The sequence below is a fragment of the Albibacillus kandeliae genome (assembly GCF_003116585.1).
GTDB lineage: Bacteria > Pseudomonadota > Alphaproteobacteria > Rhodobacterales > Rhodobacteraceae > Albibacillus > Albibacillus kandeliae.
The window spans coordinates 18,000-39,101 of record NZ_QEHM01000007.1 but is presented as its reverse complement, the minus strand read 5'-3'; the positions used below and the strand labels follow the sequence as shown (position 1 = coordinate 39,101).

At 67.8% G+C, this 21,102-nt stretch carries 22 protein-coding genes; 8 read left to right on the top strand and 14 right to left on the bottom strand.

All coding sequences use genetic code 11. The annotated features are described in order from the left end of the window. Positions 1-4: 4 nt before the first annotated feature. The 9 genes from DDT93_RS16040 to DDT93_RS16005 form a co-directional block, all read right to left on the bottom strand. Positions 5-1,396, bottom strand: a complete 1,392-nt coding sequence (locus DDT93_RS16040; RefSeq protein ID WP_109466885.1) for a sigma-54-dependent transcriptional regulator — start codon at positions 1,394-1,396, stop codon at positions 5-7. After that, complete coding sequence (locus tag DDT93_RS27085) at positions 1,380-1,505, bottom strand: hypothetical protein (RefSeq protein ID WP_269800953.1); 126 nt, start codon at positions 1,503-1,505, stop codon at positions 1,380-1,382. Before DDT93_RS27085 ends, DDT93_RS16040 begins: the two co-directional genes overlap by 17 nt. A 150-nt stretch (positions 1,506-1,655) precedes the next feature. After that, entirely contained in the window at positions 1,656-2,864 is a 1,209-nt protein-coding gene (locus DDT93_RS16035; protein ID WP_109466884.1) for a formate dehydrogenase subunit gamma, read from the bottom strand. A 110-nt stretch (positions 2,865-2,974) separates the two neighbouring features. Next, positions 2,975-3,568 carry a formate dehydrogenase FDH3 subunit beta gene (gene fdh3B / locus DDT93_RS16030; RefSeq protein ID WP_109466883.1) on the bottom strand — a complete coding sequence of 198 codons (594 nt, stop codon included), beginning with the start codon at positions 3,566-3,568 and terminating at the stop codon, positions 2,975-2,977. Positions 3,569-3,580: 12 nt separating this feature from the next. Further along, entirely contained in the window at positions 3,581-6,559 is a 2,979-nt protein-coding gene (locus tag DDT93_RS16025) for a formate dehydrogenase subunit alpha (protein WP_109466882.1), read from the bottom strand. Positions 6,560-6,683: 124 nt separating this feature from the next. Continuing rightward, positions 6,684-6,878, bottom strand: a complete 195-nt coding sequence (locus DDT93_RS16020) for a twin-arginine translocation signal domain-containing protein (protein ID WP_109466881.1) — start codon at positions 6,876-6,878, stop codon at positions 6,684-6,686. A 50-nt stretch (positions 6,879-6,928) separates the two neighbouring features. Beyond that, positions 6,929-7,543: a TorD/DmsD family molecular chaperone gene (locus DDT93_RS16015; protein WP_109466880.1), complete on the bottom strand. Its 615-nt coding sequence runs from the start codon at positions 7,541-7,543 to the stop codon at positions 6,929-6,931. Between the two features lie 14 nt (positions 7,544-7,557). After that, a complete protein-coding gene (locus DDT93_RS16010; RefSeq protein ID WP_109466879.1) occupies positions 7,558-8,172 on the bottom strand; it encodes a DUF3306 domain-containing protein in 615 nt (204 codons plus the stop codon). After that, the gene (locus tag DDT93_RS16005) at positions 8,169-8,702 is read right to left on the bottom strand and encodes a DUF3305 domain-containing protein (protein WP_109466878.1); all 534 of its coding nucleotides are present in this window, start codon (positions 8,700-8,702) and stop codon (positions 8,169-8,171) included. The genes DDT93_RS16010 and DDT93_RS16005 overlap by 4 nt, the downstream gene beginning before the upstream one ends. 375 nt (positions 8,703-9,077) lie before the next feature. On the opposite strand from DDT93_RS16005, the gene DDT93_RS16000 reads away from it, so the two are divergent. From DDT93_RS16000 to DDT93_RS15970, 7 genes are read left to right on the top strand one after another with little or no spacing between them, the layout of a single operon-like run. Next, complete coding sequence (locus tag DDT93_RS16000; protein ID WP_109466877.1) at positions 9,078-11,024, top strand: 4Fe-4S binding protein; 1,947 nt, start codon at positions 9,078-9,080, stop codon at positions 11,022-11,024. Positions 11,025-11,042: 18 nt separating this feature from the next. Then, on the top strand, positions 11,043-11,234 hold the full coding sequence (locus DDT93_RS15995) for a DUF6494 family protein (protein WP_109466876.1): 192 nt from the start codon (positions 11,043-11,045) through the stop codon (positions 11,232-11,234). Positions 11,235-11,237: 3 nt separating this feature from the next. Continuing rightward, positions 11,238-12,305, top strand: a complete 1,068-nt coding sequence (locus DDT93_RS15990; protein ID WP_109466875.1) for an Mrp/NBP35 family ATP-binding protein — start codon at positions 11,238-11,240, stop codon at positions 12,303-12,305. After that, positions 12,302-13,012 (top strand): biotin/lipoate--protein ligase family protein, encoded by a 711-nt coding sequence (locus DDT93_RS15985; protein ID WP_109466874.1) that lies wholly within the window; start codon positions 12,302-12,304, stop codon positions 13,010-13,012. The genes DDT93_RS15990 and DDT93_RS15985 overlap by 4 nt, the downstream gene beginning before the upstream one ends. Further along, on the top strand, positions 13,009-13,500 hold the full coding sequence (locus tag DDT93_RS15980) for a DUF6505 family protein (protein ID WP_109466873.1): 492 nt from the start codon (positions 13,009-13,011) through the stop codon (positions 13,498-13,500). The genes DDT93_RS15985 and DDT93_RS15980 overlap by 4 nt, the downstream gene beginning before the upstream one ends. A gap of 60 nt (positions 13,501-13,560) precedes the next feature. Then, positions 13,561-15,510 (top strand): sensor histidine kinase, encoded by a 1,950-nt coding sequence (locus DDT93_RS15975; protein WP_109466872.1) that lies wholly within the window; start codon positions 13,561-13,563, stop codon positions 15,508-15,510. Positions 15,511-15,559: 49 nt separating this feature from the next. Further along, positions 15,560-15,787, top strand: coding sequence for a sulfurtransferase TusA family protein (locus DDT93_RS15970; protein WP_109467204.1), 228 nt, complete (start codon positions 15,560-15,562; stop codon positions 15,785-15,787). 3 nt (positions 15,788-15,790) lie between these two features. On the opposite strand, the gene DDT93_RS15965 is transcribed toward DDT93_RS15970, so the two are convergent. Genes DDT93_RS15965 through DDT93_RS15945 form a run of 5 tightly spaced genes read right to left on the bottom strand, consistent with a single transcriptional unit; the run spans position 15,791 to position 20,483 of the window. After that, complete coding sequence (locus tag DDT93_RS15965) at positions 15,791-17,959, bottom strand: molybdopterin-binding protein (protein ID WP_109466871.1); 2,169 nt, start codon at positions 17,957-17,959, stop codon at positions 15,791-15,793. Continuing rightward, positions 17,956-18,447: a molybdopterin-guanine dinucleotide biosynthesis protein B gene (mobB, locus tag DDT93_RS15960; RefSeq protein ID WP_109466870.1), complete on the bottom strand. Its 492-nt coding sequence runs from the start codon at positions 18,445-18,447 to the stop codon at positions 17,956-17,958. The genes DDT93_RS15965 and mobB overlap by 4 nt, the downstream gene beginning before the upstream one ends. Continuing rightward, entirely contained in the window at positions 18,444-19,082 is a 639-nt protein-coding gene (gene mobA / locus DDT93_RS15955; protein WP_109466869.1) for a molybdenum cofactor guanylyltransferase MobA, read from the bottom strand. Before mobA ends, mobB begins: the two co-directional genes overlap by 4 nt. After that, positions 19,079-19,624 (bottom strand): hypothetical protein, encoded by a 546-nt coding sequence (locus tag DDT93_RS15950; protein ID WP_157960196.1) that lies wholly within the window; start codon positions 19,622-19,624, stop codon positions 19,079-19,081. Before DDT93_RS15950 ends, mobA begins: the two co-directional genes overlap by 4 nt. Beyond that, complete coding sequence (locus tag DDT93_RS15945; protein ID WP_109466867.1) at positions 19,614-20,483, bottom strand: formate dehydrogenase accessory sulfurtransferase FdhD; 870 nt, start codon at positions 20,481-20,483, stop codon at positions 19,614-19,616. Before DDT93_RS15945 ends, DDT93_RS15950 begins: the two co-directional genes overlap by 11 nt. A gap of 78 nt (positions 20,484-20,561) precedes the next feature. On the opposite strand from DDT93_RS15945, the gene DDT93_RS15940 reads away from it, so the two are divergent. Further along, on the top strand, positions 20,562-21,098 hold the full coding sequence (locus DDT93_RS15940) for a DUF2478 domain-containing protein (protein WP_109466866.1): 537 nt from the start codon (positions 20,562-20,564) through the stop codon (positions 21,096-21,098). Positions 21,099-21,102: the final 4 nt, after the last annotated feature.

The following is a 21,102-nucleotide window of genomic DNA, read 5'->3' as shown; positions in this document are numbered from 1 at the left end:
CGCCTCAGGGCGGCGAGGTCTGGTCCTGATCCCACTGCGCGATCTTGCGGTCGATGGTCTTGCGCGACACGCCGAGCCGCCGTGCGGCCTCGGCCCGGTTGCCATCGCAAAGGTCGAGCATGTGCAGGATGTGCCGCTGGAGCACGAGGTCGAGGTTCTCGATGGCCTGCGCACCGGTGACCGAACCGGCGCCCGCGAATTCCTTGGGAAAGCTGCCGAGGATCACCGAACGCTCCACGAGGTTGCGCAACTCGCGCACGTTGCCGGGCCAGTCGTAGCGGCGCAGCTTGAGCAGGGTCTGTTCGTCGAGATCGAGGCCGGGCATCCCGAGCGCCTGCGAGAACTGGGTCATGAAGAGGGCGGCCAGTTCGAGGATGTCGTCGGAGCGGTCCGAGAGGCGGGGCATCTCGACGTTCAGGATGTTGATGCGATGGTAGAGATCGGCGCGGAAGCGGCCCTGCGCCACCAGTTCGGCGAGGTCGGCGTTGGTCGCGAAGAGAAACCGCAGGTTCAGCGGCAGTTCACGCTCGGCGCCCGCCGGTCTGATGCGCTGGTCTTCCAGCACGCGCAGCAGGGCCGCCTGCAGCGGTTCGGGCATCTGCGCCACCTCGTCGAGGAACAGGGTGCCGCCATCCGCCAGCAGCAGGAGGCCGGGCTTGAGCCGCTCGCCGTCGGCGATGCTGCCGAAGAGTTCCTGTGCCATGCGCTCGGTCGCGATGGCGGCGCAGTTCACCGGCACGAAGGGTTTTGCGGCCCGGTCGGACAGCTGGTGCAGCTGGCGCGCGGCAAGCTCCTTGCCGGTTCCGCTGGCCCCGGTGAACAGGACAGGGGTGGGCAGCGGCGCCAGCTTGGCCAGAAGGGCGCGGGTGGCCACCATGACCTCGGACTTGCCGAGCAGCTTGCCCTGAAACTGGCCGGTGCGCAGTTCGCGGCGCAGCAGGGCGTTGTCCCGGCGCAGGTACTTGCGGTCGAGCGTGCGCGCGACGGCACCGAGGATCTGGTTGGCGCGGAAGGGTTTGAGGACGAAATCGCTGACTCCGGCGCGCAGGGCGGCGATGGCGGTTTCTAGGTCGGCGTAGGCGGTGATCAGGATGGTGTCGCCGAAGAAGCCACGCCGCTGCTGTTCGGCGAGCCATTCCAGCCCGGTGGTGCGGGGCATCACGTTGTCGAGGATGACGAGGTCGAAGTGGGCGGCGTCGATGCGGGCGGTGGCCTCGGCCGTCGAGCCGGCCTCTTCGACGCGCTGTACCCGGGGGGCCAGCGTCTTGACGAGGAAATTGCGCATTCCGGGTTCGTCATCGACCACAAGGATCGAGGCGCCCGCGAGCGTCGGCCCGTAATCGTCCCGGGGCAGGTCCTTTCTGGTCACGCGCCGGGTATCAGTCGAGACGGACATTGGGGCTTGAGTAGACCTCGGCCGAGGACATGCCGACCTCGTGCAGGCCGAAGTAGGCCACGATACCGATGACGATGATGGCGGCAAAGCCGGTGAGCATGGCTTTCATCTCGATTCACTCTCCTTTGCGGCCCGCCGAACCCCGGCGGGCCGGGCGGGGGCCGTCACCTGGACGGGGCGCTGTGATTGCGGATTGTAACGGTCGGCGCGCCGTTCGCAAAGCGCGCCGATGGATCTGTCGTGTCGCGCGGTGCGCGGGTCACTCGGCCGGGGTCGTCGTGGCGCGGCCTGCCTCGGCCTCTTCCCGCTTGACCTTGTCGTACCAGATCGAGTGGTGCTGGTGAGCCCAGTTCTCGTCGACTTCGCCGGTGCCCATGGCGTCGTAGGCGCCCTCCATACCTAGCGTGCCGATATAGATATGGCCGATGATCATGGCCATCATCACGAAGGCGACGATCGCGTGCCACAGCTGGGCGTACTGCATCTCTTCCTGCGGGGCGAGATGGACCGGGAACTCGCTCCAGCCGAACCACCCGGGCACGCCCCAGCCGTTCAGGACCGAGAAGGTGTGCGAGAACAGCGGCATGTCGAAGGGAAAGAGAAGCGACAGACCGGAGACCGAGACCGAGGTGCCCAGAACGATCACGCCCCAGAAGATGATCTTCTGACCCGCGTTGAACTTCTTCGCGGGCGGGTGCTTGTTGCCGATGATCCCGCCGGCCTGTGCGAACCAGGTGAGGTCGGTGCGGTCGGGCAGGTTGTGCCAGACCCACATTACGAAGACCATGACGAGGCCCAGCATGAAGGCCCAGCTGACGTTGTTGTGGATGAACTTGGAGCCGATTAGCAGCACCGAGTTGAACTCGTGTCCGAAGACCGGGATCAGGAACTTGCGCCCGAACAGGGTGAAGAGCCCGGTGAAGGCCAGCAGGATAAAGGATCCGGCCAGCAACCAGTGGGCAAAGCGTTCGATCCACTGAAAGCGGAGCACCGTGCTGCCTGTGCGGCCACCCTCGATCTTGACCCGGCCACGCAGCAGGAAGAACACCGCGAGCAGGACGATGGTGCCGAGCAGCAGCCAGCCGCCGTAGGTGGCCAGCGGCCCCTGACGGAAGTGCAGCCACCACATGCCGCCGTCCTGGATCAGGACCTTGCCGTTGGGGTTGATTGTGGACGTGCGCACGTCGGCCTCGTTGTAGCGCATGGCGCGCCAGAGGTCGGCGTCGGAGGCGCCGCCGCGGGTGTAGAGGTCGGATACCTGCGGGGGTTCGCCGCCGATGTTCTCGCGTCGGAAGGTGTCGTCGACCTTGAGGTTCTCCTGACGCCGCAGGATGTCTTCGAGGGTCTGCGCGCCGCCGGTGGCGGAACGGTCGATCTGCGTGGGCGCGTCCGTCTCCTGCGCCGCCACGCCCAGGGGGGCGGCGGCCAGCAGGACCAGTGCGAAGAGGGCCGTAAGCCGGGCCAGCATGGTCTTCTCCCAGAATAGAGTCGCATGAACGCCGCGCGGAACAGCGGCAGGCGCCGCCCCGCGCGGGTCAGTCCGGTGCCGGCAGGCCGTGCGGGCCTGCCGGGAGAACCTCAGGGGTTCTTCTTCTCGTAGGCGGTGCCCCAGCCCCAAGCGCCCGAGCCGAAGCCACGGGCCACCACGCGCTCGCGGTAAATGGCCGACACCTGGTCGCCATCCCCCGCAAGCAGGGCCTTGGTCGAGCACATCTCGGCGCAGAGGGGCAGTTTGCCCTCGGCGATCCGGTTGCGCCCGTACTTCTGGAACTCGGCCGCCGAGTTGTTCTCTTCCGGGCCACCGGCGCAGAAGGTGCACTTGTCCATCTTGCCGCGGGACCCGAAGTTGCCCGCCTGCGGATACTGCGGCGCGCCGAAGGGGCACGCGTAGAAGCAGTAGCCGCAGCCGATGCACAGGTCCTTGGAGTGCAGGACGATGCCGTCCTCGGTCTGGTAGAAGCAGTCGACCGGGCAGACGGCCATGCAGGGCGCGTCGGAACAGTGCATGCAGGCCACCGAGATCGAGCGCTCGCCGGGCGCGCCGTCATTGATGGTGACGACCCTCCGGCGGTTGATGCCCCAGGGCACCTCGTGCTCGTTCTTGCACGCGGTGACGCAGGCGTTGCACTCGATGCAGCGTTCGGCATCGCAGAGGAATTTAGCTCGTGCCATGTATCGCTCTCCTTACGCCGGCATGATCTTGCAGAGGGTGGCCTTGGTCTCCTGCATCTGGGTGACGGAGTCGTAGCCGTAGGTCTGCGCGGTGTTGGTGGATTCGCCCAGGACGATCGGGTCGGCCCCCTCGGGATACTTCGACCGCTGATCGACCCCCTCGAAATGGCCGCCGAAGTGGAAGGGCATGAAGGCGACGCCTTCGCCCACCCGCGGGGTGACCATGGCCATGACCTTGACCTTGCCGCCCTCCGGACCCTCGACCCAGCATTGTGCGCCGTCCCGGATGCCGTAGTTGTTGGCGTCGCGGGGGTTGATCTCGACGAACATGTCCTGCTGGAGCTCGGCGAGCCACGGGTTCGACCGTGTCTCGTCGCCGCCACCCTCGTACTCGACCAGTCGGCCGGAGGTGAGGATGATCGGGAAGTCCTTGGAGAAATCGTTCTTCTGGATCGAGGCGTACATGGTCGGCACCCGCCAGAAGGACTTGTCCTCGTAGGTCGGGTAGTCGGCCACCAGATCGCGCCGGTTGGTGTAGAGCGGCTCGCGATGGATCGGGACCGGGTCGGGGAAGGTCCAGACCACGCAGCGGGCCTTGGCGTTGCCGTAGGGGGCGCAGCCGTGCAGGATCGCCACGCGCTGGATCCCGCCCGAAAGGTCGGTCTTCCAGTTCACGCCGCCGATCTGCTCGGTCCAGTCGGACGGGTAGGGTCCGGTGTGGGACTGTTCGCCCACCTCGGTGTCCGTTTCGGGGCGCGCGTCGATGTAGCCCGCGACCCACTCGATCATCCGCCGCTCGTAGGGCGTCAGATCGCTGTCCCAGCCCATGTCGATCAGCATCTGCATGGTGAACTCGGGATAGCCGTCCTCGATTTCGGACCCGACGGTGTAGGAGCCCTCGGCGAGAAGGTTCTCGCCATTGCGCTCGACCCCGTAGCGGGCCCGGAAGGGCAGGCCGCCGTCCTTGACGGCCAGCGACAGGTCATAGAGGTTCGCCGATCCCGGGTGGTTCATCTCGGGCGTTCCCCAGGCGGGCCAGGGCATGCCGTAGAAGTCACCGTCGCAGGGACCGCCGTTCGCCCGCAGCGTGGTGCGGTCGAAGGTGTGCTGGTTCTCCATGTGCTTCTTGAGCCGTTCCGGGGACTGGGCGGTATAGCCCACCGTCCACATGCCGCGGTTGAACTCGCGGGTGAGGTCCTCGATCAGCGGCTCCTCGCCATTCACCTCGATGTTGCGGAACAGGCGGTCCGCAAAGCCGAACTTGGTGGCGAACTTGTGCATGATCGTATGGTCAGGCAGCGACTCGAAGAGCGGCTCCACCACCTTGTCGCGCCACTGCAGCGAACGGTTCGACGCGGTCACCGAGCCGGAGGTCTCGAACTGGGTCGAGGCCGGCAGCAGGTAGGTGTTGTCGGTCCGGTCGTGCAGGATGGCCGAGACGGTCGGATAGGGGTCCACCACGACCAGCAGGTCGAGCTTTTCCATCGCCGTCTTCATTTCCTTCAGGCGGGTCTGTGAGTTCGGAGCATGGCCCCAGAACACCATCGCGCGGGTGTTGTCGGGCTGTTCGAGGTTCTCCTTTGCCTCGAGCACGCCGTCGATCCAGCGCGAGACGGGGATGCCGGTCAGGCCCATCATCTCCTTGTCCTTGCCATCCTTGCCTTTCAGCATGGCAAAGCGGCCCTTGAGCCAGTCGAGATCTTCCTGCCAGACGCGGGCCCAGTGGGCCCATGCCCCCGCGGTCAGGCCGTAATAGCCCGGCAGCGTATCGGCAAGCACCCCGAGGTCGGTCGCGCCCTGCACGTTGTCATGGCCGCGGAAGATGTTGGTGCCGCCACCGGCGGTGCCCATGTTCCCCAGCGCGAGCTGCAGGATGCAGTAGGCACGGGTGTTGTTGTTGCCGTTGGTGTGCTGGGTGCCGCCCATGCACCAGATCACGGTGCCGGGACGGTTGTTGGCCAGCGTCCGCGCCACGCGCTCGAGCTGGGCACCGGGAACCCCGGTCACACGCTCGACTTCCTCGGGCGTCCAGTTCTTCACCTCGGTGCGGATCTCGTCCATGCCCCAGACGCGGCTGCGGATGAACTCCTTGTCCTCCCAGCCGTTCTCGAAGATGTGCCAGAGCAGTCCCCAGACCAGCGCCACGTCCGAACCGGGACGGAACCGCACGTATTCGTCCGCGTGGGCGGCGGTGCGGGTAAAGCGCGGATCGCAGACGATCAGCGGGGCGTTGTTCTGTTCCTTGGCCTTCAGGACGTGCTGCAGCGAGACGGGGTGCGCCTCTGCCGGGTTGCCGCCGATGATGAAGATTGCCCTGGAATTGTGGATGTCGTTGTAGGAGTTGGTCATGGCGCCGTAGCCCCATGTGTTGGCAACGCCCGCAACGGTGGTCGAGTGACAGATCCGGGCCTGGTGATCCACGTTGTTCGTGCCCCAGTAGGCCGCGAACTTGCGGAACAGGTAGGCCTGCTCGTTGCTGTGCTTGGCCGAGCCCAGCCAGTAGACCGAGTCCGGCCCCGAGCTGTCACGGATCGACAGCAGCTGGTCGCCGATCTCGTTTATCGCCTCGTCCCAGGAGATGCGCTGCCATTCGCCGCCCACCTTCTTCATGGGATACTTGAGGCGACGTTCGCCGTGGGCGTGTTCGCGCACCGATGCGCCTTTGGCGCAGTGTGCCCCGAGATTGAAGGGGCTGTCCCAGCCGGGCTCCTGCCCGATCCAGACGCCACCCTGTACCTCGGCCAGGACGGTGCATCCGACGGAGCAGTGGGTGCAGACCGACTTGATCGTCTTCACCTCGCCCGTCGCCGCTGTCGCGGCTGTTGCCCGGGTCACGGTGTCGCCCGTTGCGGCCACGGCCGCGAGCCCCCCGATTGCCAGACCCGACCCGCGCAGGAACGCGCGGCGGTCGACCGAGGCGTTGGCCACCTCGGAAAGGATACTTGTCCGCTGGGGGCGTCGCGCAACCCCGTTGGTCTTTTTCCTCAACATGTTTCTATCTCCCCGTGCGTGCTCGGCCCCCGCATGGTGCCTTGCTTGCTTGGATTATGCTCAGTGCCTTGGACAGTCGGGCGTCACGCAACCAGTCGTCCTTGGCGGGAAGTGCCTCGTCCGGTCAGAACCGGGCGGCGGCGTAGTATGCGCGCGTGTGCGCGGTGTCCTGCATCTTGTTCGATGACAGGTCCGGTTCCGACGCTTCTGCCTCGGTGCCGGTCGTGGTCGCCACGGCGACCGCCGCGAGCGGCGCCGCCGTCGAGGCGAGTTTCAGGAAATCGCGGCGGCTGGTCGCCTCCTCGTCTTTCCGCTTCATCGAGAGACCTCCTCTCTCTGGGTTATGGCGGTTGCCCGCCCTGTTGCGGATCACTCCGCGCTCATCCGGAAGGCTTCGGATTCGATCTCCATGAAAGCCCGGCCGAGACGTCCGACCGGGGCATAGAAGACCGAGTTCCTTGCGCCTTCGAGATCCGAAAAGAAATGCGCCGCCCAGGGGGCGACATGCTTGTTGAAGAAGGTTTTCTGCTGGCCGAGGGTCGCGGGCGAGCCGAAGCGGCCGACGATCATCGCGCCCATCATCTCCATCAGCGACGCGATGTTGTCCTCGGGTTCGAACACGTTCTCGGCCCGGGCGAGGCCGCGCGCGGTCATGTCCTGGCGCAGCGCGGCGAGCGGTTTCTCGTTCAGGAAGCCGGTGAGGTAGTAGGACGCATAGGGCAGAAGCTCGCCCCGGCCGAGACCGATGAACAGGCGGTTGTACTCGCTCTCGACCGCGCGGGGCTTGGAGATGCGTGCCACCTTTGCAAGCGTGGTCACCGCTTCGCCGATGGGGCTGGCATCGCCGGTCAGCCCGGCGGTCTGGTCGATCAGGCCCTGATCGGCAGGCCGCGCGAGGATCAGGCCGAGGAAATTGTAGAGATCGGCGCGGAGGCGATCCTCCTCGGTGATCTTGGCGGCGGTCAGGTCGGGGGCTGCGGTCATGTCGGCGGTCCGTGTCAGCTGGTTTCGAAGGTAAAGCGCATGCGGCGCGCGCTTGGCGGCAGCGGGCTTTCCTCCGGTTCGGGGTCAGGTTCGGCGATGGCGGTCACCGTGGGTTCGGCGGGGTGCAGTGGCGGCAGGTCTGGCTGCACTTCCACGGTCGGGCCCCGGGTTTCGGGCGCGCGGAGCTGCGAAAGGGGGGCAGTGGCGATATCGGCTTCCGCCTCGCCGGTGGCCGGTTCGTCCCGGCCGATGTGTTCGAGGTGCGCGAGGAGACCCTTGCCGACCTGATAGGTGGTCCGGAAGTCGCTGGCCGGGGTGACGATGGTAAAGTCTTCGTCGTAGTCGTTCAGCCCGTCGAGGCAGGCGAGCACCGGGTTCGACCGCCAGAGGGCGCGCAGGGCGCGGTTCTTGAGGCGGCGCGGCAGCTGGGACTCGAGGAACTTGCGCGCCATTTCCCCGTTGGTGATCTCCTCGGGCAGGGGCAGACCGGCCTCGGCCAGCAGGTCTTCGTCGGAGCGTTCGGCCAGCTGTGCCTCGGTCTCGGCGCGTTGTGCCTGCTCCAGCGCGTCGACCTCGGCGCGGGACTCGGCCTCGACGGCGGCCTTGCGGCGGGACCAGAAGTCGCTCACAGCAGCCTCCCCCTCTTGAGGGTGGGCGAGGCGTAGATATCGGCCGGCTTGGCAATGCGCGGATCGCCGATGCCATCCTGATGGCCATCGACCTTCTCGCCCTTGCGGCGGCGCTTGACGAATTCCTCGTCCTCGTGGTGACGCTCGACGAAGTCGCCGACCCAGGCCAGCAGCCCGGGCGGCATCGGAACCTTTTCGACGATGTCCTCGCCGCTGTCGCAGTAGTCCTGCGCCTCGTAGGGCGAGGCGGTGATCAGGACGATCTCGTAGGGAAACTCTCCGAGGACCTTGCGCATCACGACGTAGACGCTGGGGGCGCGGGCGGTGATGCCGTGGAGGTAGGCCTCGGTCTCGGCCTGGTAGAGTTCGAGGGAGACGGTCGCGGCGTGGTACTCGACGGCATCGCCCTCGCGGCGCAACTCGCGCCAGTGGGCAGGCCCGGCGCCGGGCAGCACGGCAATGGCCCGCCACGACCACTTGGCCCAGCGGGTCACGCCGGGCGTGCGTCGCAAGACGACCCCGACCGGCATGTATTGGTCATTGCTCGGATAGTTCGACACGTTCGTTCAGCCTCTCCCCGGAACGATGATAGAAGCAGGCCCCTGCCCCGTGGGAAGGGACAATATGCGCAAAGGGTAAGCTTTTGCGTGGTCAGGTCAAATTGGGTAGTCCGTTTGGGGTAGGGATGGTGGTTGGGACAAACTGTCCAATCCGAGCTTTTTTCTCTGGAATGATGCCGCGATGCGGCATGCGAATCACCTGGTCGTGCGGCTATGCCCGGGCCGCCCCCGATGATTCGGGGCGCCCGGGAAATTGAGTTGTGAGAGGGGGCGAATCGGGGCTAGCTGTGTGTCTAACCGAGCGAAGAGACGGCGGTTCTGACCCCGCTCGCCAGGAAGGATGACATGACTAAGACCTTGATAACATGCGATTGCATGGGCACCCAGACGATCGACGCCAAGGCGCTGTCGGCGGCGACCGGATTCGAGGTGACGCCCCCCTGCCATGCGCTTTGCACCGCGCAGATCGAGCTGGCCGCGAAGGGGTTGACGTCGGGGAATGTTGTTCTCTGCTGCACGCAGGAGGCGCGCACCTTCGAGGCGCTTGCCGAGGAGCTCGTGGTGGAGCCCGCACCGCTGCTGGATCTGCGAGACCGGGCAGGCTGGAGCGCCGACGCGGCCCCGAAACTGGCCAAAATGTCTGCGCTGGCCGCGGAGGCCATGCTGCCTGCCTCGCCCGAGCGGACTCTCGACGTGGTGTCGGAGGGTCTGTGCCTGATCCTCGGCCCGGCGGATGTGGCGCTGGAGGCGGCGGACCAGCTGGCGCCCCACCTTGGCGTGACCGTGTTGCTGGACGAGACCGAAACAGTGCCCGACAGCCGCGCCTTCGACGTGGTTACCGGCAGGCTGCGGCAGGCGCAGGGGGCGCTGGGGCAGTTCCGCGTGACCATCGACGCGCTGCGGCAGGTAGAGCCCGGCGGGCGCGGCGCGCTCACACTGGGAGAGCCGCGGGATGGCGGCGTTTCGGAATGCGACCTGATCGTCGATCTGCGCCGCGCGCCGCCGCTTTTTCCGGCGCATGAAAAGCGCGAGGGGTACCTGCGCGCCGACCCGAACCGTCCGCAGGCGGTGGCGGCGGCGGTGATGGCGGCCTCGCACATGGTCGGGACCTTCGAGAAACCGCTCTACGTGCGGACCGAGGCGCTGCTCTGCGCCCATTCGCGGGCCGGGCAGACGGGCTGCACCAGCTGCCTCGATCTGTGCCCGACCGGGGCGATCCTGCCCGATGGGGACCACGTGAAGGTGGACCCGATGATCTGCGCGGGCTGCGGCGCCTGTTCGTCGGTCTGCCCCTCCGGAGCGATCAGCTACGACGCGCCGCCCGTGGACATGACCTTTCGCCGTGTCCAGGTGCTGGCCAAGACCTTCCTCTCGGCAGGTGGTGTCGCGCCGCGCCTGCTGGTGCACGACGCCCACGGGGCCGAGATGATCCGGCTGTCAGCCCGCCACGGCGATGGGCTGCCTGCCGACGTGATCCCGATGGAAATGGCGGCCATCGGTGCCTTTGGCCATGCCGAGACGGTTGCGGCGCTGGCGGCCGGTTTTGCCTCGGTCACGCTGTTGCCCGGGCCGGGCGCGGACCGGCCCGCACTGGAGACGCAGGTGGCGCTGTCGAGCGCCATCGCGGGTGCGGGCAAGGTCGCCCTGCTCGACACGACGGATCCGGAGGCGATGTCGGCGGCGCTTTATGCCGAGGAGGCCCCGGCCCCCGTTGCGAGCCCGGTGCGCCCGATGGGGACACGCCGGCAGATCACCCGGCAGGCCGCCCGTGCACTGCACCCGGAGGCGGAGACGCTGGCGCTGCCCGAAGGGGCGCCCTATGGCGCTGTGCTGGTAAATACCGACGCCTGCACGCTTTGTCTGTCCTGTGTCTCGCTCTGCCCCTCGGGCGCGCTGGGGGACAACCCGGACCTGCCGCAGCTGCGGTTCCAGGAGGACGCCTGCCTGCAATGCGGGCTCTGCGCCAATGTCTGCCCCGAGGATGCGATCACCTACGAGCCGCGCCTGCTGCTGACCGAGGCCGCGCTGGAACAGCGGGTGCTGCATGAGGAGGAACCGTTTGCCTGTGTCGAATGCGGCAAGCTGTTCGGCGTCAAATCGACCGTGGAGCGGATCACCGAGAAGCTGCAGTCGCATGCGATGTTCAGCGGCGAGCGGCTGCGGATGATCCAGATGTGCGACGACTGCCGGGTGAACGCGCAGTTCCACTCCGAGAACAATCCCTTTGCGCAGGGCGAGCCGCGCCGCCCGCGCACCACCGACGATTACCTGAGCAAGCGGCGCGATCACTGAGCGCCGGAGGAGGACCCGATGAGCGACGATTTCAACATGTCCATGCGCAAGTTCCTGAAGCAGGTGGGCGTCACCTCGCAGCAGGCCATCGAAGAGGCCATGCGCGGGGCGGACAGTGCCGGCAAGAGCTACAAGGTCAAGGCCGTGCTGACCATCGAGGAACTGGGCCTGACCCACGAGGTCGATGGCGAGATCAAGGGACAGGAGTAGGACTTGCCTGCCACGAGGGAGACGGTTCAGGCCGTCCTGAAGACCATTGCCGACCCGGTCGCGGGCGGTGACATCATGGCGAGCGGCGTGGTCCGTGCGCTGAACGTCGATGCGGCGGGCGCGGTGCGCTTCGTCATGGAGATCCCGCCGAGCCAGGGAGCGGCCTATACGGCGGTGAAGGATCGGGCCGAGGCGGCGTTGAAGCAGGCCGAGGGCGTGTCCTCGGTCGCGATCGTGCTGACCGGGCACACCGACAAGGCGCCGCCGCCCGACCTCAAGGCACGCAGGGCAGAGCCGCAGGGGCCGCAGCCGATCCCGGGGGTGAACCGGATCGTCGCCATCGCCAGTGGCAAGGGCGGCGTGGGGAAATCCACCGTCGCCTCGAACCTCGCCTGCGCGCTGGCGCAGCAGGGGCGCCGCGTCGGGCTGCTGGATGCCGATGTCTACGGGCCGAGCCAGCCTCGGATGCTGGGGGTCTCGGGGCGGCCAGCGAGCCCGGATGGCAAGACCATCCTGCCGTTGCGCAACCACGGGGTCACCCTGATGTCGATGGGGCTGATGACCAACGACGACCAGGCGGTGGTCTGGCGCGGGCCGATGCTGATGGGGGCGCTGCAACAGATGATGTTCCAGGTGCAGTGGGGCGCGCTCGACGTGCTGCTGGTGGACCTGCCGCCCGGCACCGGCGACGTGCAGATGACGCTGAGCCAGAAGGCGAAGGTGGACGGTGCGATTGTTGTCTCGACCCCGCAGGACGTGGCGCTGATCGATGCCCGCAAGGGGATCGACATGTTCAAACAGCTGCACGTGCCGCTGCTGGGGATGATCGAGAACATGTCGACCCACATCTGTTCCAATTGCGGGCACGAGGAACATGTCTTTGGTCACGGCGGCGTGGCGGCAGAGGCGGCAAAGCTGGGTGTTCCCCTGCTGGCCGAGGTGCCGCTCGATCTGCAGATCCGGCTGGCCTCGGACGGCGGCGCGCCGGTGGTGGTCAGCCAGCCCGACAGCGCGCAGGCCCGGGCCTTTCACGATATCGCCGGGGGACTGGTGGCGCGGGGGATGGCATGAGCGGGACGCAGGAGCTTGCCTTCCCGCCGCTGCTCTGGGGCGAGGAGGTGACGAGCGACGCCTTCGACCACGCCTGCCAGCGGGCGCTGCTGGGCTGCGACGCGGGGCTGGTGGCCTACCGCATTGGCGCGGACGTGCTGGAGGGGGCGCTGGTGTTTGCGCCGGAGGTCCCGCTGCGGCAGGCCATGGCGATGCTGCCGGTCTGCGGTGTCGGGTTCCAGAACGCCCTTGGTGTGATGGCGCCGCCGGAGGTGTCGGTGCACCTCGACTGGGACGGCGGGATCCGCGTGAACGGTGCCGCCTGCGGGCGCTTCCGTTGCATGGCGGCCAGTCCGGACCCGGAGGCGGTGCCGGACTGGCTGGTTGTCGGGTTCTCGCTGCCGCTGATCCCCGAGAGCGACCGGCCGGGCGACACGCCGGATCAGACCTCGCTCTATGCCGAGGGCTGCGCCGAGGTGTCGCCGCCCGCCCTGCTCGAGGCATGGGCGCGGCACAGCCTGAACTGGATCAACCGCTGGGAGGACGAGGGCGGTCGCGCCCTGCATTCCGAGTGGCGCGGGCTGGCGCAGGGGCTGGGTGAGGATGTGGTTCGTGATGGACGGGAAGGCACCTTCCTTGGCGTGGACGAGGACTTTGGTATGCTGCTGCGAGATGGCGAGACGACCCACGTGATCCCGCTGACCACTCTGCTGGAGCCCGCCCCATGAAACTTGCCCGTGCGATACATTTCGACGAAAGCGACACCCGCGTCTTTGCCTCTCCCGCGCGCACCGGCGAGTGGTGCATCTCTGGCGGGTTCGAGTTCTCGGACTGGACCGAGGGTGACCTCGAGGGCAAGGCGCGGCAGGCCTTTGCCAACGGCTGGCTCGGGCTCGAGACCTTTGGGCGGGTAACTTTCGTGGCGGTGACTGTCGCGGAGGCCTCGGAGGTCGAAGCGCTGACCGGGCGCCTGGCCGAGCATTTCGTGACCTACTACGGTGCCCCATCGGTCGAGGCGGCGCGACCGGTGGCAGAGGAGGAAATGGCGCAGATGGTGGAGCTGTGCGAGGATCACGCGCCCAACACGCTGCTGACCGTCGCGCGCGAACTGTCCGGCGCAGGCGTCCGCGAGGCCTATCGGGTGATCGAAGTCAGCGATGCGGGTCTGGACCAGCTCGCGGTGCATGGCTCGCTGGACGAGCCGCACCAGCACTGATCTGCGTGGTCCGGTGATCCGCATCGTGCAAGGTTCGGGAACAGGGGCGGGGGCGGCCCGATGACCAGTGTCCGCCTGCGCCTGCTGATCCTTGCGCTTGCGCCGATGGTCCTGCTGATGCCGCTTTTGCTGTTGCTGGGCATGACCCGATGGACCGGTGACTATGACAAGTTGCTGGTGGCCAACGTGCAGAGCGACCTGCGCATCGCCGAGCAGTACCTGTTGCAGCTGATGAGCCGGACCGGTGAGGAACTGGGCGGGGTTGCCGGATCGGTGGCCTTCGCCGGTTCCTTTGCGGACGGTCATCCCGACGAGGCGTTCCTGCAGGACAAGCGCGCGGCGCTGGGGTTGGATTTTCTCTACTACCTGCCTGACCCGGAGATCACCGAAGGGGATGCGCGCTGGCCGGTGATCGGCGCCGCGCGGGAGGGACGGCCCGGAACCGCGATCGACATCTTTCCGCCCGAGGTTCTGGCCGCGCTGCCCGGCGGGCTCGATACCCGGGCGCGGATTGACCTGATCGAGACCAAGGCTGCCGTGCCCACGAGCCGCGAGGTGGAGGATCGCGGCATGGTGGTCCATTCCGCCAGCCCGGTGACCCTGCCCGGTCACGAGGGGGTGCTGGTGGGGGGTATCCTGCTGAACGGGAACCTCGGATTCATCGACGCGATCAACTCGCTGGTCTATCTCAACCCGGTCACCGGCGGGGCGCGGCAGGGCACCGCGACGCTGTTTCTCGATGACGTCCGCATCTCGACCAACGTGCGGCTGTTCGAGGATGTTCGCGCGCTTGGCACGCGGGTCTCGGCCTCGGTCCGGCGCGCGGTGCTGGACGAGGGGCGGACTTGGCTCGACCGGGCCTTCGTGGTGAATGACTGGTACATCTCGGGGTATCTGCCGCTGCGCGACAGTTTCGGACAGCGGGTGGGGATGCTCTACGTCGGCTTTCTGGAGGCGCCCTTTGCCGAGGCCAAGCGCGCCGCCTACCTCTGGATGATGGCCGCCTTTGCCGGGGTCATGGCGCTGTCGGTGCCGGTGTTCCTGTGGATGGCCAAGGGGATCTTCGCGCCGCTGGAGCGGATGACGCAGACCATGCGGCGGGTCGGGCGCGGCAACCTTGCCGCGCGCATCGGCCCGGTGGGGGCGCGCGACGAGATCGGGCAGGTGGCGGCGCATCTCGACGGGCTGCTGGACCAGGTGCAGGACCGCGACCTCAAGCTGCGCGCATGGGCCGAGGAACTGGAAGATCGGGTGGACCGGAGGACGGCCGAGCTGCGCGAGGCCAATGCCAAGCTGGAAGAAACCTTCCGCCAGCTGGTGATGAGCGAGAAGCTTGCCTCGATCGGCGAGATCACGGCGGGGGTGGCGCACGAGATCAACAACCCGATGGCGGTGATCCAGGGCAACGTGGACGTGATCCGCATGGAACTGGGCGAGGAGGCCGCGCGGGTGGGGACGGAACTCGGGCTGATCGACCGGCAGGTGATGCGGATGGAGGCCATCGTCGGCAAGCTGCTGAAGTTCGCCCGGCCCTCGGAATTCTCGGACTATGCGGGGGCGATCCAGCTGGGGCCGGTGGTGGAGGACTCGCTCCTGCTGGTGGAGCATGCCCTGAACAAGGGGAAGATCGCTGTGGAGACCACGCTGCCCGAGGTGCCGCCGGTGGCCATGGACGCGGGCGAGATGCAGCAGGTGGTGATCAACCTGATCCTGAACGCGGCGCAGGCGATGGGGCAGGAGGGGCGGCTGTCGCTGGCGCTGAAGCGCGAGGTGCGGGACGGGGTCGATGGCGTGGCGCTGGAGGTGCAGGACAGCGGTCCGGGGATCGCGCCAGAGAACCTGTCGTCGCTGTTCGACCCGTTCTTTACCACCCGGCGGGGCGAGGGAACCGGGCTGGGCCTGTCGATCTCGCAGAGCATCGTGCAGGGCGGCGGCGGGCTGATCAGCGCGGCCAATGCCGAGGGGGGCGGCGCGGTGTTCACCGTGTGGCTCCCGGTCGCGGCAGACTGAGACACGGGCAGGATTTACAGGCGGCGGAGAGGAACCTATCACGATGGCCATGGACTGGGATCAGGAACTCGATGCGCGGGGGCTGCTCTGCCCGCTGCCGGTGCTGAAGGCGCGCAAGCGGCTGCAGGGCATGACCCGTGGCCAGGTGCTGCGGATGCTGGCGACCGATCCGGCGGCGGTGATCGACGTGCCGCATTTTTGCAACGAGGCCGGTCACGCACTGGCAGGCACCGCCGACGAGGGCGAGGCGCAGGTCTACCTGATCCGCAAGGGATAGCGCTCAGGTCAGCCCGAAAGAGGCGTAGGGGATGTAGCGCACCGGGGTGCCGGGGGCGATGTCCGCGGCCTCGTCCGGCAGTTCGACCAGCCCGTCGGCCCAGGAGAGTCCGCTGATACGGCCGGAGCCCTCGGAGGCAAAGACCTCGGCATGTCCCTCGTCGGTGAGACGGGCGCGCAGGTATTCGCGGCGGCCCGGTTTCTTGCGCTTGGCGAAGGCGGCGGGGACAGTGAAGCCCTGCGGCGTGGTCCACCCGGCGCCCGACATCAGCGACAGGGCAGGGCGTGCAAAGACCAGCGCGCAGACCAGCGCCGCGACCGGGTTGCCGGGCAGGCCGAAGACGGGCACGTGGTTCCACATGGCGAGCGCCAGCGGGCGGCCCGGTTTCAGAGCGATGCGCCAGCTTGAGAGCGTCCCGCGGGAGCGGAGCAGGGCCGAAACGTGGTCTTCGTCCCCCGCCGAGGCGCCGCCCGAGGTGAGGATGACATCGGCGCTTTCTGCACCGGTGTTCAGCCGTTCCTCGATCTCCGACGCATCGTCGCCGACATGGCCGAGATCGACCGGTTCGCAGTGCCAGCCCTGCGCCAGCGCCAGCAGCATCGGGCGGTTGGCATCCCAGATCTGATGAGGCGCGGCGGGATCGTCAGGGGTGGCGACGATCTCGTCCCCCGTCGAGAGCACGCCGACACGGAGCGGGCGGTGAACCGGAAGTTCGGCAATCCCGAGGGCGGAGGCGAGCGCGAGTTCCGGTGCGCGCAGGCGCTTTCCGCGTGGGATCGCGGATTCACCGGCAGCAACGTCCTCGCCCGCCTTGCGGGTGTTGGCGCGGGGCTTGATTGGCCCGTCGAAGGCGACGGTGGTGCCGTCGGTCGCCGTGTCTTCCTCAAGAACCACGGTATCGACGCCCTCGGGCAGGATCGCCCCGGTCAGGATGCGGATGGCGTGGCCGGGCGGAACGGCGTGAGGATAGGGCTGCCCGGCAGCCGCGCGACCGGCAAGTAGCGGCAGGCGCTGGACACCCTCGCCGGTGGCGGCATGGGCAAAGCCGTACCCGTCGACAGCGGAGTTCGGCATTGGCGGGTTGGAGCGCTGTGCGGTGACTTCGGCCGCGAGCACCCGCCCTGCCGCCTTTGCGGTAGGTATTCTCTCGGTCCCCGTCACCGGATAAAGCGCGGCGCGCAGCTTGGCGAGCGCCTCGTCCACGGGCACCCAGGCGACACCCTGAGGCATGGCGAAACAGTCGTCGCGGAGGCGCGGCGGAAGGAGGTCGGAGTTGGTCATGTGAGACGTGGTAGCGTCTGTACCCTCGGCGGGAAAGGCCGCATGGGCGGCCAGCGCGATTGCCTCCTCGTGACCGAGGCCGAGGATCCACCCCTCCACCGGATCACCCTCGCGGGTCATGGCGTCGAGCCAGGCGGGATTGAGAGCGGCGAGCGCCCCGGCGAGGACGCGGACCTGGGCGCGGTCCTTGATCTCATTCTCCTCGCTCAGGGCGGCCACGGTCGGCGCGATCAGCGAGGGGAACAGTTCGACAAGGGTGATCGGGGCCTCGTGGCGCTCGAAGGGGCGCACGGCGAGGTCGGTGCCGAACCGGCTGCGCAGGGTGTGCAGGCGGGCGATGCCGAGCAGGGCCTGCGAGCCGACCGAGCCGGTGGTGTAGAGCTTCCAGCAGGGTTGCGTCGTCTTCAGGTGGCTTTCGCAGCCGCGCCGTTCGGGCAGGCCGTGACCGTGCCGCGCGGTGCCCTTCGGCGGCAGGCGGGGATCGTCGAAGGAGACGGGGCAGCCCCAGAAGGGGCCGACACCGGGGAACAGATCATTCAGTGCGGCGGCGACCTCGAAGCGGTTGTTGGCATTGTCCGGCGCATCCTCGATCCGCTTTGCCAGCGCGGCCCAGAGGGTGAGCGGGTCGGACGCGCCGCAGACCGCCTCGGCAAACCCCTTGGGATAGGCGAAGGGAAAGTCGAACCCGGCGATGACCCGGCGCCCGGCTGCGCGCTCGGTCTCGAAGAGGGCGGCAAGGCTCTCGGTCGCGTCCGCGCGGGTGCGATGGTAGCTCGCTTCGACCGTGCCGTTACGCGCGACGCCGATCCAGATCGCGTCCTTCGATGGTTTCGGGGGCGAGGGCGACTGCGCCCCCGACCAGTCGACCACCACGATGGTGTCGAAGCTCACAACCCGACCTCGGCGAGGATGAAATCGGCGATGGCTGAAGTGTCGTCGAGGTGGAAGCGGGGCAAGGCCGTCGCCACGTCGCTGTCGGAGGCCACGGCTCGGATCGAGCCGTTTTCCGGGGAAAGAAGCGGTCGGCCGGTGGCGATGCGGTGCGCCTCGATCTTGGGGTGGGGAGCGCCCTTGTAGCCTTCGACCAGCACCAGATCGACGGGCGAGAGGCGGGGGAGAAGATCATCCAGCGACGGTTCGGGCGCGCCGCGCAACTCGTGCATCAGGGCCCAGCGGTTGGGCGTGGCAAGCAGCACCTCGGACGCCCCCGCCGTGCGGTGGCGGTGGCTGTCACGGCCCGGCTGGTCGATGTCGGTGTCGTGGTGGGCATGCTTGACTGTCGACACGGTGAGGCCGCGCCCGGTGATCTCGGCCACCAGCCGCTCCATCAGGCCGGTCTTGCCGGAATCCTTGGTGCCGGTGACGCCGTAGAGCCTCATGCCGCCAGCTCGCGTGCGCGGGCGAGATCCTCGGGTGTATTCACGTTGAAGAAGGGGTCGAAGGGGTCGGCCGGAAACAGCGCCTCGCCCGCGCCGTGGCGATCGGTCCAGAGGACCACCTTGCGCAGCCCGTCGGTCAGGGCCGCCCGCAGGTCGTCGCGCAGGGCGACGGGCCAGAGGCCGAAGGTGGGGTGGCGGTTGATCTTGCGCCCGCCGCCGGACTTCAGCGCTTCCTCGCCGTCGCGGGGCGTGCAGGCCAGCGCCAGCAGATGGGGCCGGTCTTCGGCGGCCAGCAGCAGGCGGGGGACGAGATCGCAGGGAAAGAAGGGCGTGTCGGCTGCCACGGTCACGATGCTGTCGGCGCCCTGCGCTGCGGCCCAGTCGAGGCCGGCGAGCACGCCCGCCAGCGGACCCGGGAAGCCGGGGATGGTATCGGGCAAAACCGGCAGGCCGTAGGAGGCAAAGCGCGCGGCGTCCCCATTGGCGTTGAGCGCCACGCCCGCGACCTGGGGTTCGATCCGGTCGATGATGCGCTGCAGCAGGGGCTCGCCGCCGATCTCCAGCAGGCCCTTGTCCCCGCCTCCCATCCGCGTGGCCAGCCCGCCCGCGAGGATCACGCCGAGGGGTTGTTTCATCTTGAGTCCTCGAACCAGGACTGTATCGCGGCGCGTACGGCGCCCGGTGTTGCAGCCGTGTCCAGCAGACGCGCCGGCAAGGTGAGCACCGCGTCCCCGTGCACAAGGACGGCCGTTCCCTTTCGATGGCCGAGATAATCGAAGTCCTGCCATGCCAGATGCGCGTGGCTGCGGCCATTTTCGAGGGTGACGCCTTGCGGCGTCAAGATGACGGTCTGGCCCTTGTGCGCGCGGACTTCCAGGCGGGTGCGGACCTGTCGACGGTTGAGCAGGTAGCCGAGGACGGCCATGGCGCCGCCCATGCCGAGGCCGAGCAGGTACATGAGGGATGCGTCGGTTTCGATGTCTCTGCCTATGGCGTTGAGTAAGATGACGGCTATGACGAACGACAGGACAGCCAGACCTGCTCCAGTCAGAAGGCTGTAGAGCTTGCGCCCCCATCGCCACCCGCCGGGAAAGAGATAGTTGCGAACCAGAAGCCGCACTGCGTTCGACGCGTCGCGCTCGGTCAGGTCCATCTGCATCCGGTATTCAGGAGACATCTGCTGATTTCCTGCGCGACTTGCGGTCTTCCTCCGGCACGCTGGCCGGGTCCGCGTCGCGCACAAGACGATCTTCGCCCGAGAGGCAAACAAAGCGCTGGCCGCGCATGCGGCCGATCAGGGTGAGGCCGACCTGTCGCGCGATCTCGACGCCCCAGGCGGTGAAGCCGGAGCGCGAGGCGAGGACGGGAATGCCCATCAGCGCGGTCTTGATCACCATCTCGGAGGTCAGGCGGCCGGTGGTATAGAGGATCTTGTCCTCCGCCGGGATGCCGTGCCGGAACATGTAGCCCGATATCTTGTCGACCGCGTTGTGCCGCCCGACGTCCTCCATGAAGACCAGCGGCCGATCCTCTTGGCAGAGCACGGTGCCGTGGATCGCCCCGGCCTCGAGGTAGAGCGAGGGGGTGGTGTTGATCTCTTTCGCGAGGGCGTAGAGCCACGAGGTGCGGACTTCGGTGCGGGGCAGCACGAGCCCGTCCAGCCCCTCCATCATATCGCCGAAGACGGTGCCGACCGCACAACCCGAGGTGCGGGTCTTCTTCTGGACCTTTTCCTCGTAGGAGGTTTCACGTTCGGTCCTGACCACGACTGTCTCGATCTCGTCGTCGTAATCGACCGCGGTCACCACGTCGTCGGGGTGCAGCATGCCCTGATTGCGCAGGAACCCGAGCGCGAGGTACTCGGGATAGTCCCCGATGGTCATGGCGGTGACGATCTCCTGCCGGTTCAGGTAGATGGTCAGCGGACGTTCCTCCACCACCGAGATCTCGGTGGCGGTGCCGGTCTGGTCGGTGCCGGAAATGCGGCGGGTCAGGCGCGGGTCGTTCGGGGTGGGAAGCAGCGGCAAATCGGGCATGGTCGGGGTCGTGCGCCTCCTCTGGCCTGCGCGACCGGCATCTTGTAACCTGCGCGGACCAGTTGCAAGGGGACGGGTATGCTTGGGTACGTGACGGGCACGGGACGCGGTGAGGTCGACAGCCTGCTGCGCGACGTGGCGGACCGGCTGCAGGCCGAGGGATGGCCGCTGGCCGGGGCGGTGCAATACAACGTCGAGACCGGCCCGGAGAGCAAGTGCCACATGGACCTGCAGGTGCTGAGCGGCACCGAGCGGGTGCGGATCAGCCAGGACCTTGGCGCGCTGTCGCGCGGTTGCCGGCTGGACCCGCAGGGGCTTGAGCGGGTCGTGGGGCTGGTCAGCGCGGGCCTGCAGAGGGGGGCGGCGCTGCTGCTGGTCAACAAGTTCGGCAAGCAGGAGCTGGAAGGGCGCGGCTTTCGCCCGGTGATCGGCGAGGCGCTGTCTTCTGGCGTGCCGGTGCTGGTCGCGATCAATCACGGCAACCTTGATGCCTTCCTGGGCTTTGCCGGGGATCTGGGCGAGGCGCTGACGCAGGATGCTGACGCCATCGCCGACTGGTGCCGTGCGCGCATGGCCGAGACCTCGGCGCAGCCGCTGGCGCGGGATGCCGGTTAGACCC

Coding starts and splice junctions, on each gene's coding strand:
- DDT93_RS16035 (WP_109466884.1), bottom strand. CDS start 2,864: ATGCTGGCCCGGCTTACGGCCCTCTTCGCACTGGTCCTGCTGGCCGCC.
- DDT93_RS16005 (WP_109466878.1), bottom strand. CDS start 8,702: ATGCCGGTCGGGGTCGTCTTGCGACGCACGCCCGGCGTGACCCGCTGG.
- mobB (WP_109466870.1), bottom strand. CDS start 18,447: ATGAGGCTCTACGGCGTCACCGGCACCAAGGATTCCGGCAAGACCGGC.
- DDT93_RS15940 (WP_109466866.1), top strand. CDS start 20,562: ATGCTTGGGTACGTGACGGGCACGGGACGCGGTGAGGTCGACAGCCTG.
- fdh3B (WP_109466883.1), bottom strand. CDS start 3,568: ATGGCACGAGCTAAATTCCTCTGCGATGCCGAACGCTGCATCGAGTGC.
- DDT93_RS16020 (WP_109466881.1), bottom strand. CDS start 6,878: ATGAAGCGGAAAGACGAGGAGGCGACCAGCCGCCGCGATTTCCTGAAA.
- DDT93_RS16040 (WP_109466885.1), bottom strand. CDS start 1,396: ATGTCCGTCTCGACTGATACCCGGCGCGTGACCAGAAAGGACCTGCCC.
- DDT93_RS15975 (WP_109466872.1), top strand. CDS start 13,561: ATGACCAGTGTCCGCCTGCGCCTGCTGATCCTTGCGCTTGCGCCGATG.
- DDT93_RS15995 (WP_109466876.1), top strand. CDS start 11,043: ATGAGCGACGATTTCAACATGTCCATGCGCAAGTTCCTGAAGCAGGTG.
- DDT93_RS16025 (WP_109466882.1), bottom strand. CDS start 6,559: ATGTTGAGGAAAAAGACCAACGGGGTTGCGCGACGCCCCCAGCGGACA.
- DDT93_RS27085 (WP_269800953.1), bottom strand. CDS start 1,505: ATGAAAGCCATGCTCACCGGCTTTGCCGCCATCATCGTCATCGGTATC.
- DDT93_RS16000 (WP_109466877.1), top strand. CDS start 9,078: ATGACTAAGACCTTGATAACATGCGATTGCATGGGCACCCAGACGATC.
- mobA (WP_109466869.1), bottom strand. CDS start 19,082: ATGAAACAACCCCTCGGCGTGATCCTCGCGGGCGGGCTGGCCACGCGG.
- DDT93_RS15980 (WP_109466873.1), top strand. CDS start 13,009: ATGAAACTTGCCCGTGCGATACATTTCGACGAAAGCGACACCCGCGTC.
- DDT93_RS15970 (WP_109467204.1), top strand. CDS start 15,560: ATGGACTGGGATCAGGAACTCGATGCGCGGGGGCTGCTCTGCCCGCTG.
- DDT93_RS15950 (WP_157960196.1), bottom strand. CDS start 19,624: ATGTCTCCTGAATACCGGATGCAGATGGACCTGACCGAGCGCGACGCG.
- DDT93_RS15945 (WP_109466867.1), bottom strand. CDS start 20,483: ATGCCCGATTTGCCGCTGCTTCCCACCCCGAACGACCCGCGCCTGACC.
- DDT93_RS15985 (WP_109466874.1), top strand. CDS start 12,302: ATGAGCGGGACGCAGGAGCTTGCCTTCCCGCCGCTGCTCTGGGGCGAG.
- DDT93_RS16015 (WP_109466880.1), bottom strand. CDS start 7,543: ATGACCGCAGCCCCCGACCTGACCGCCGCCAAGATCACCGAGGAGGAT.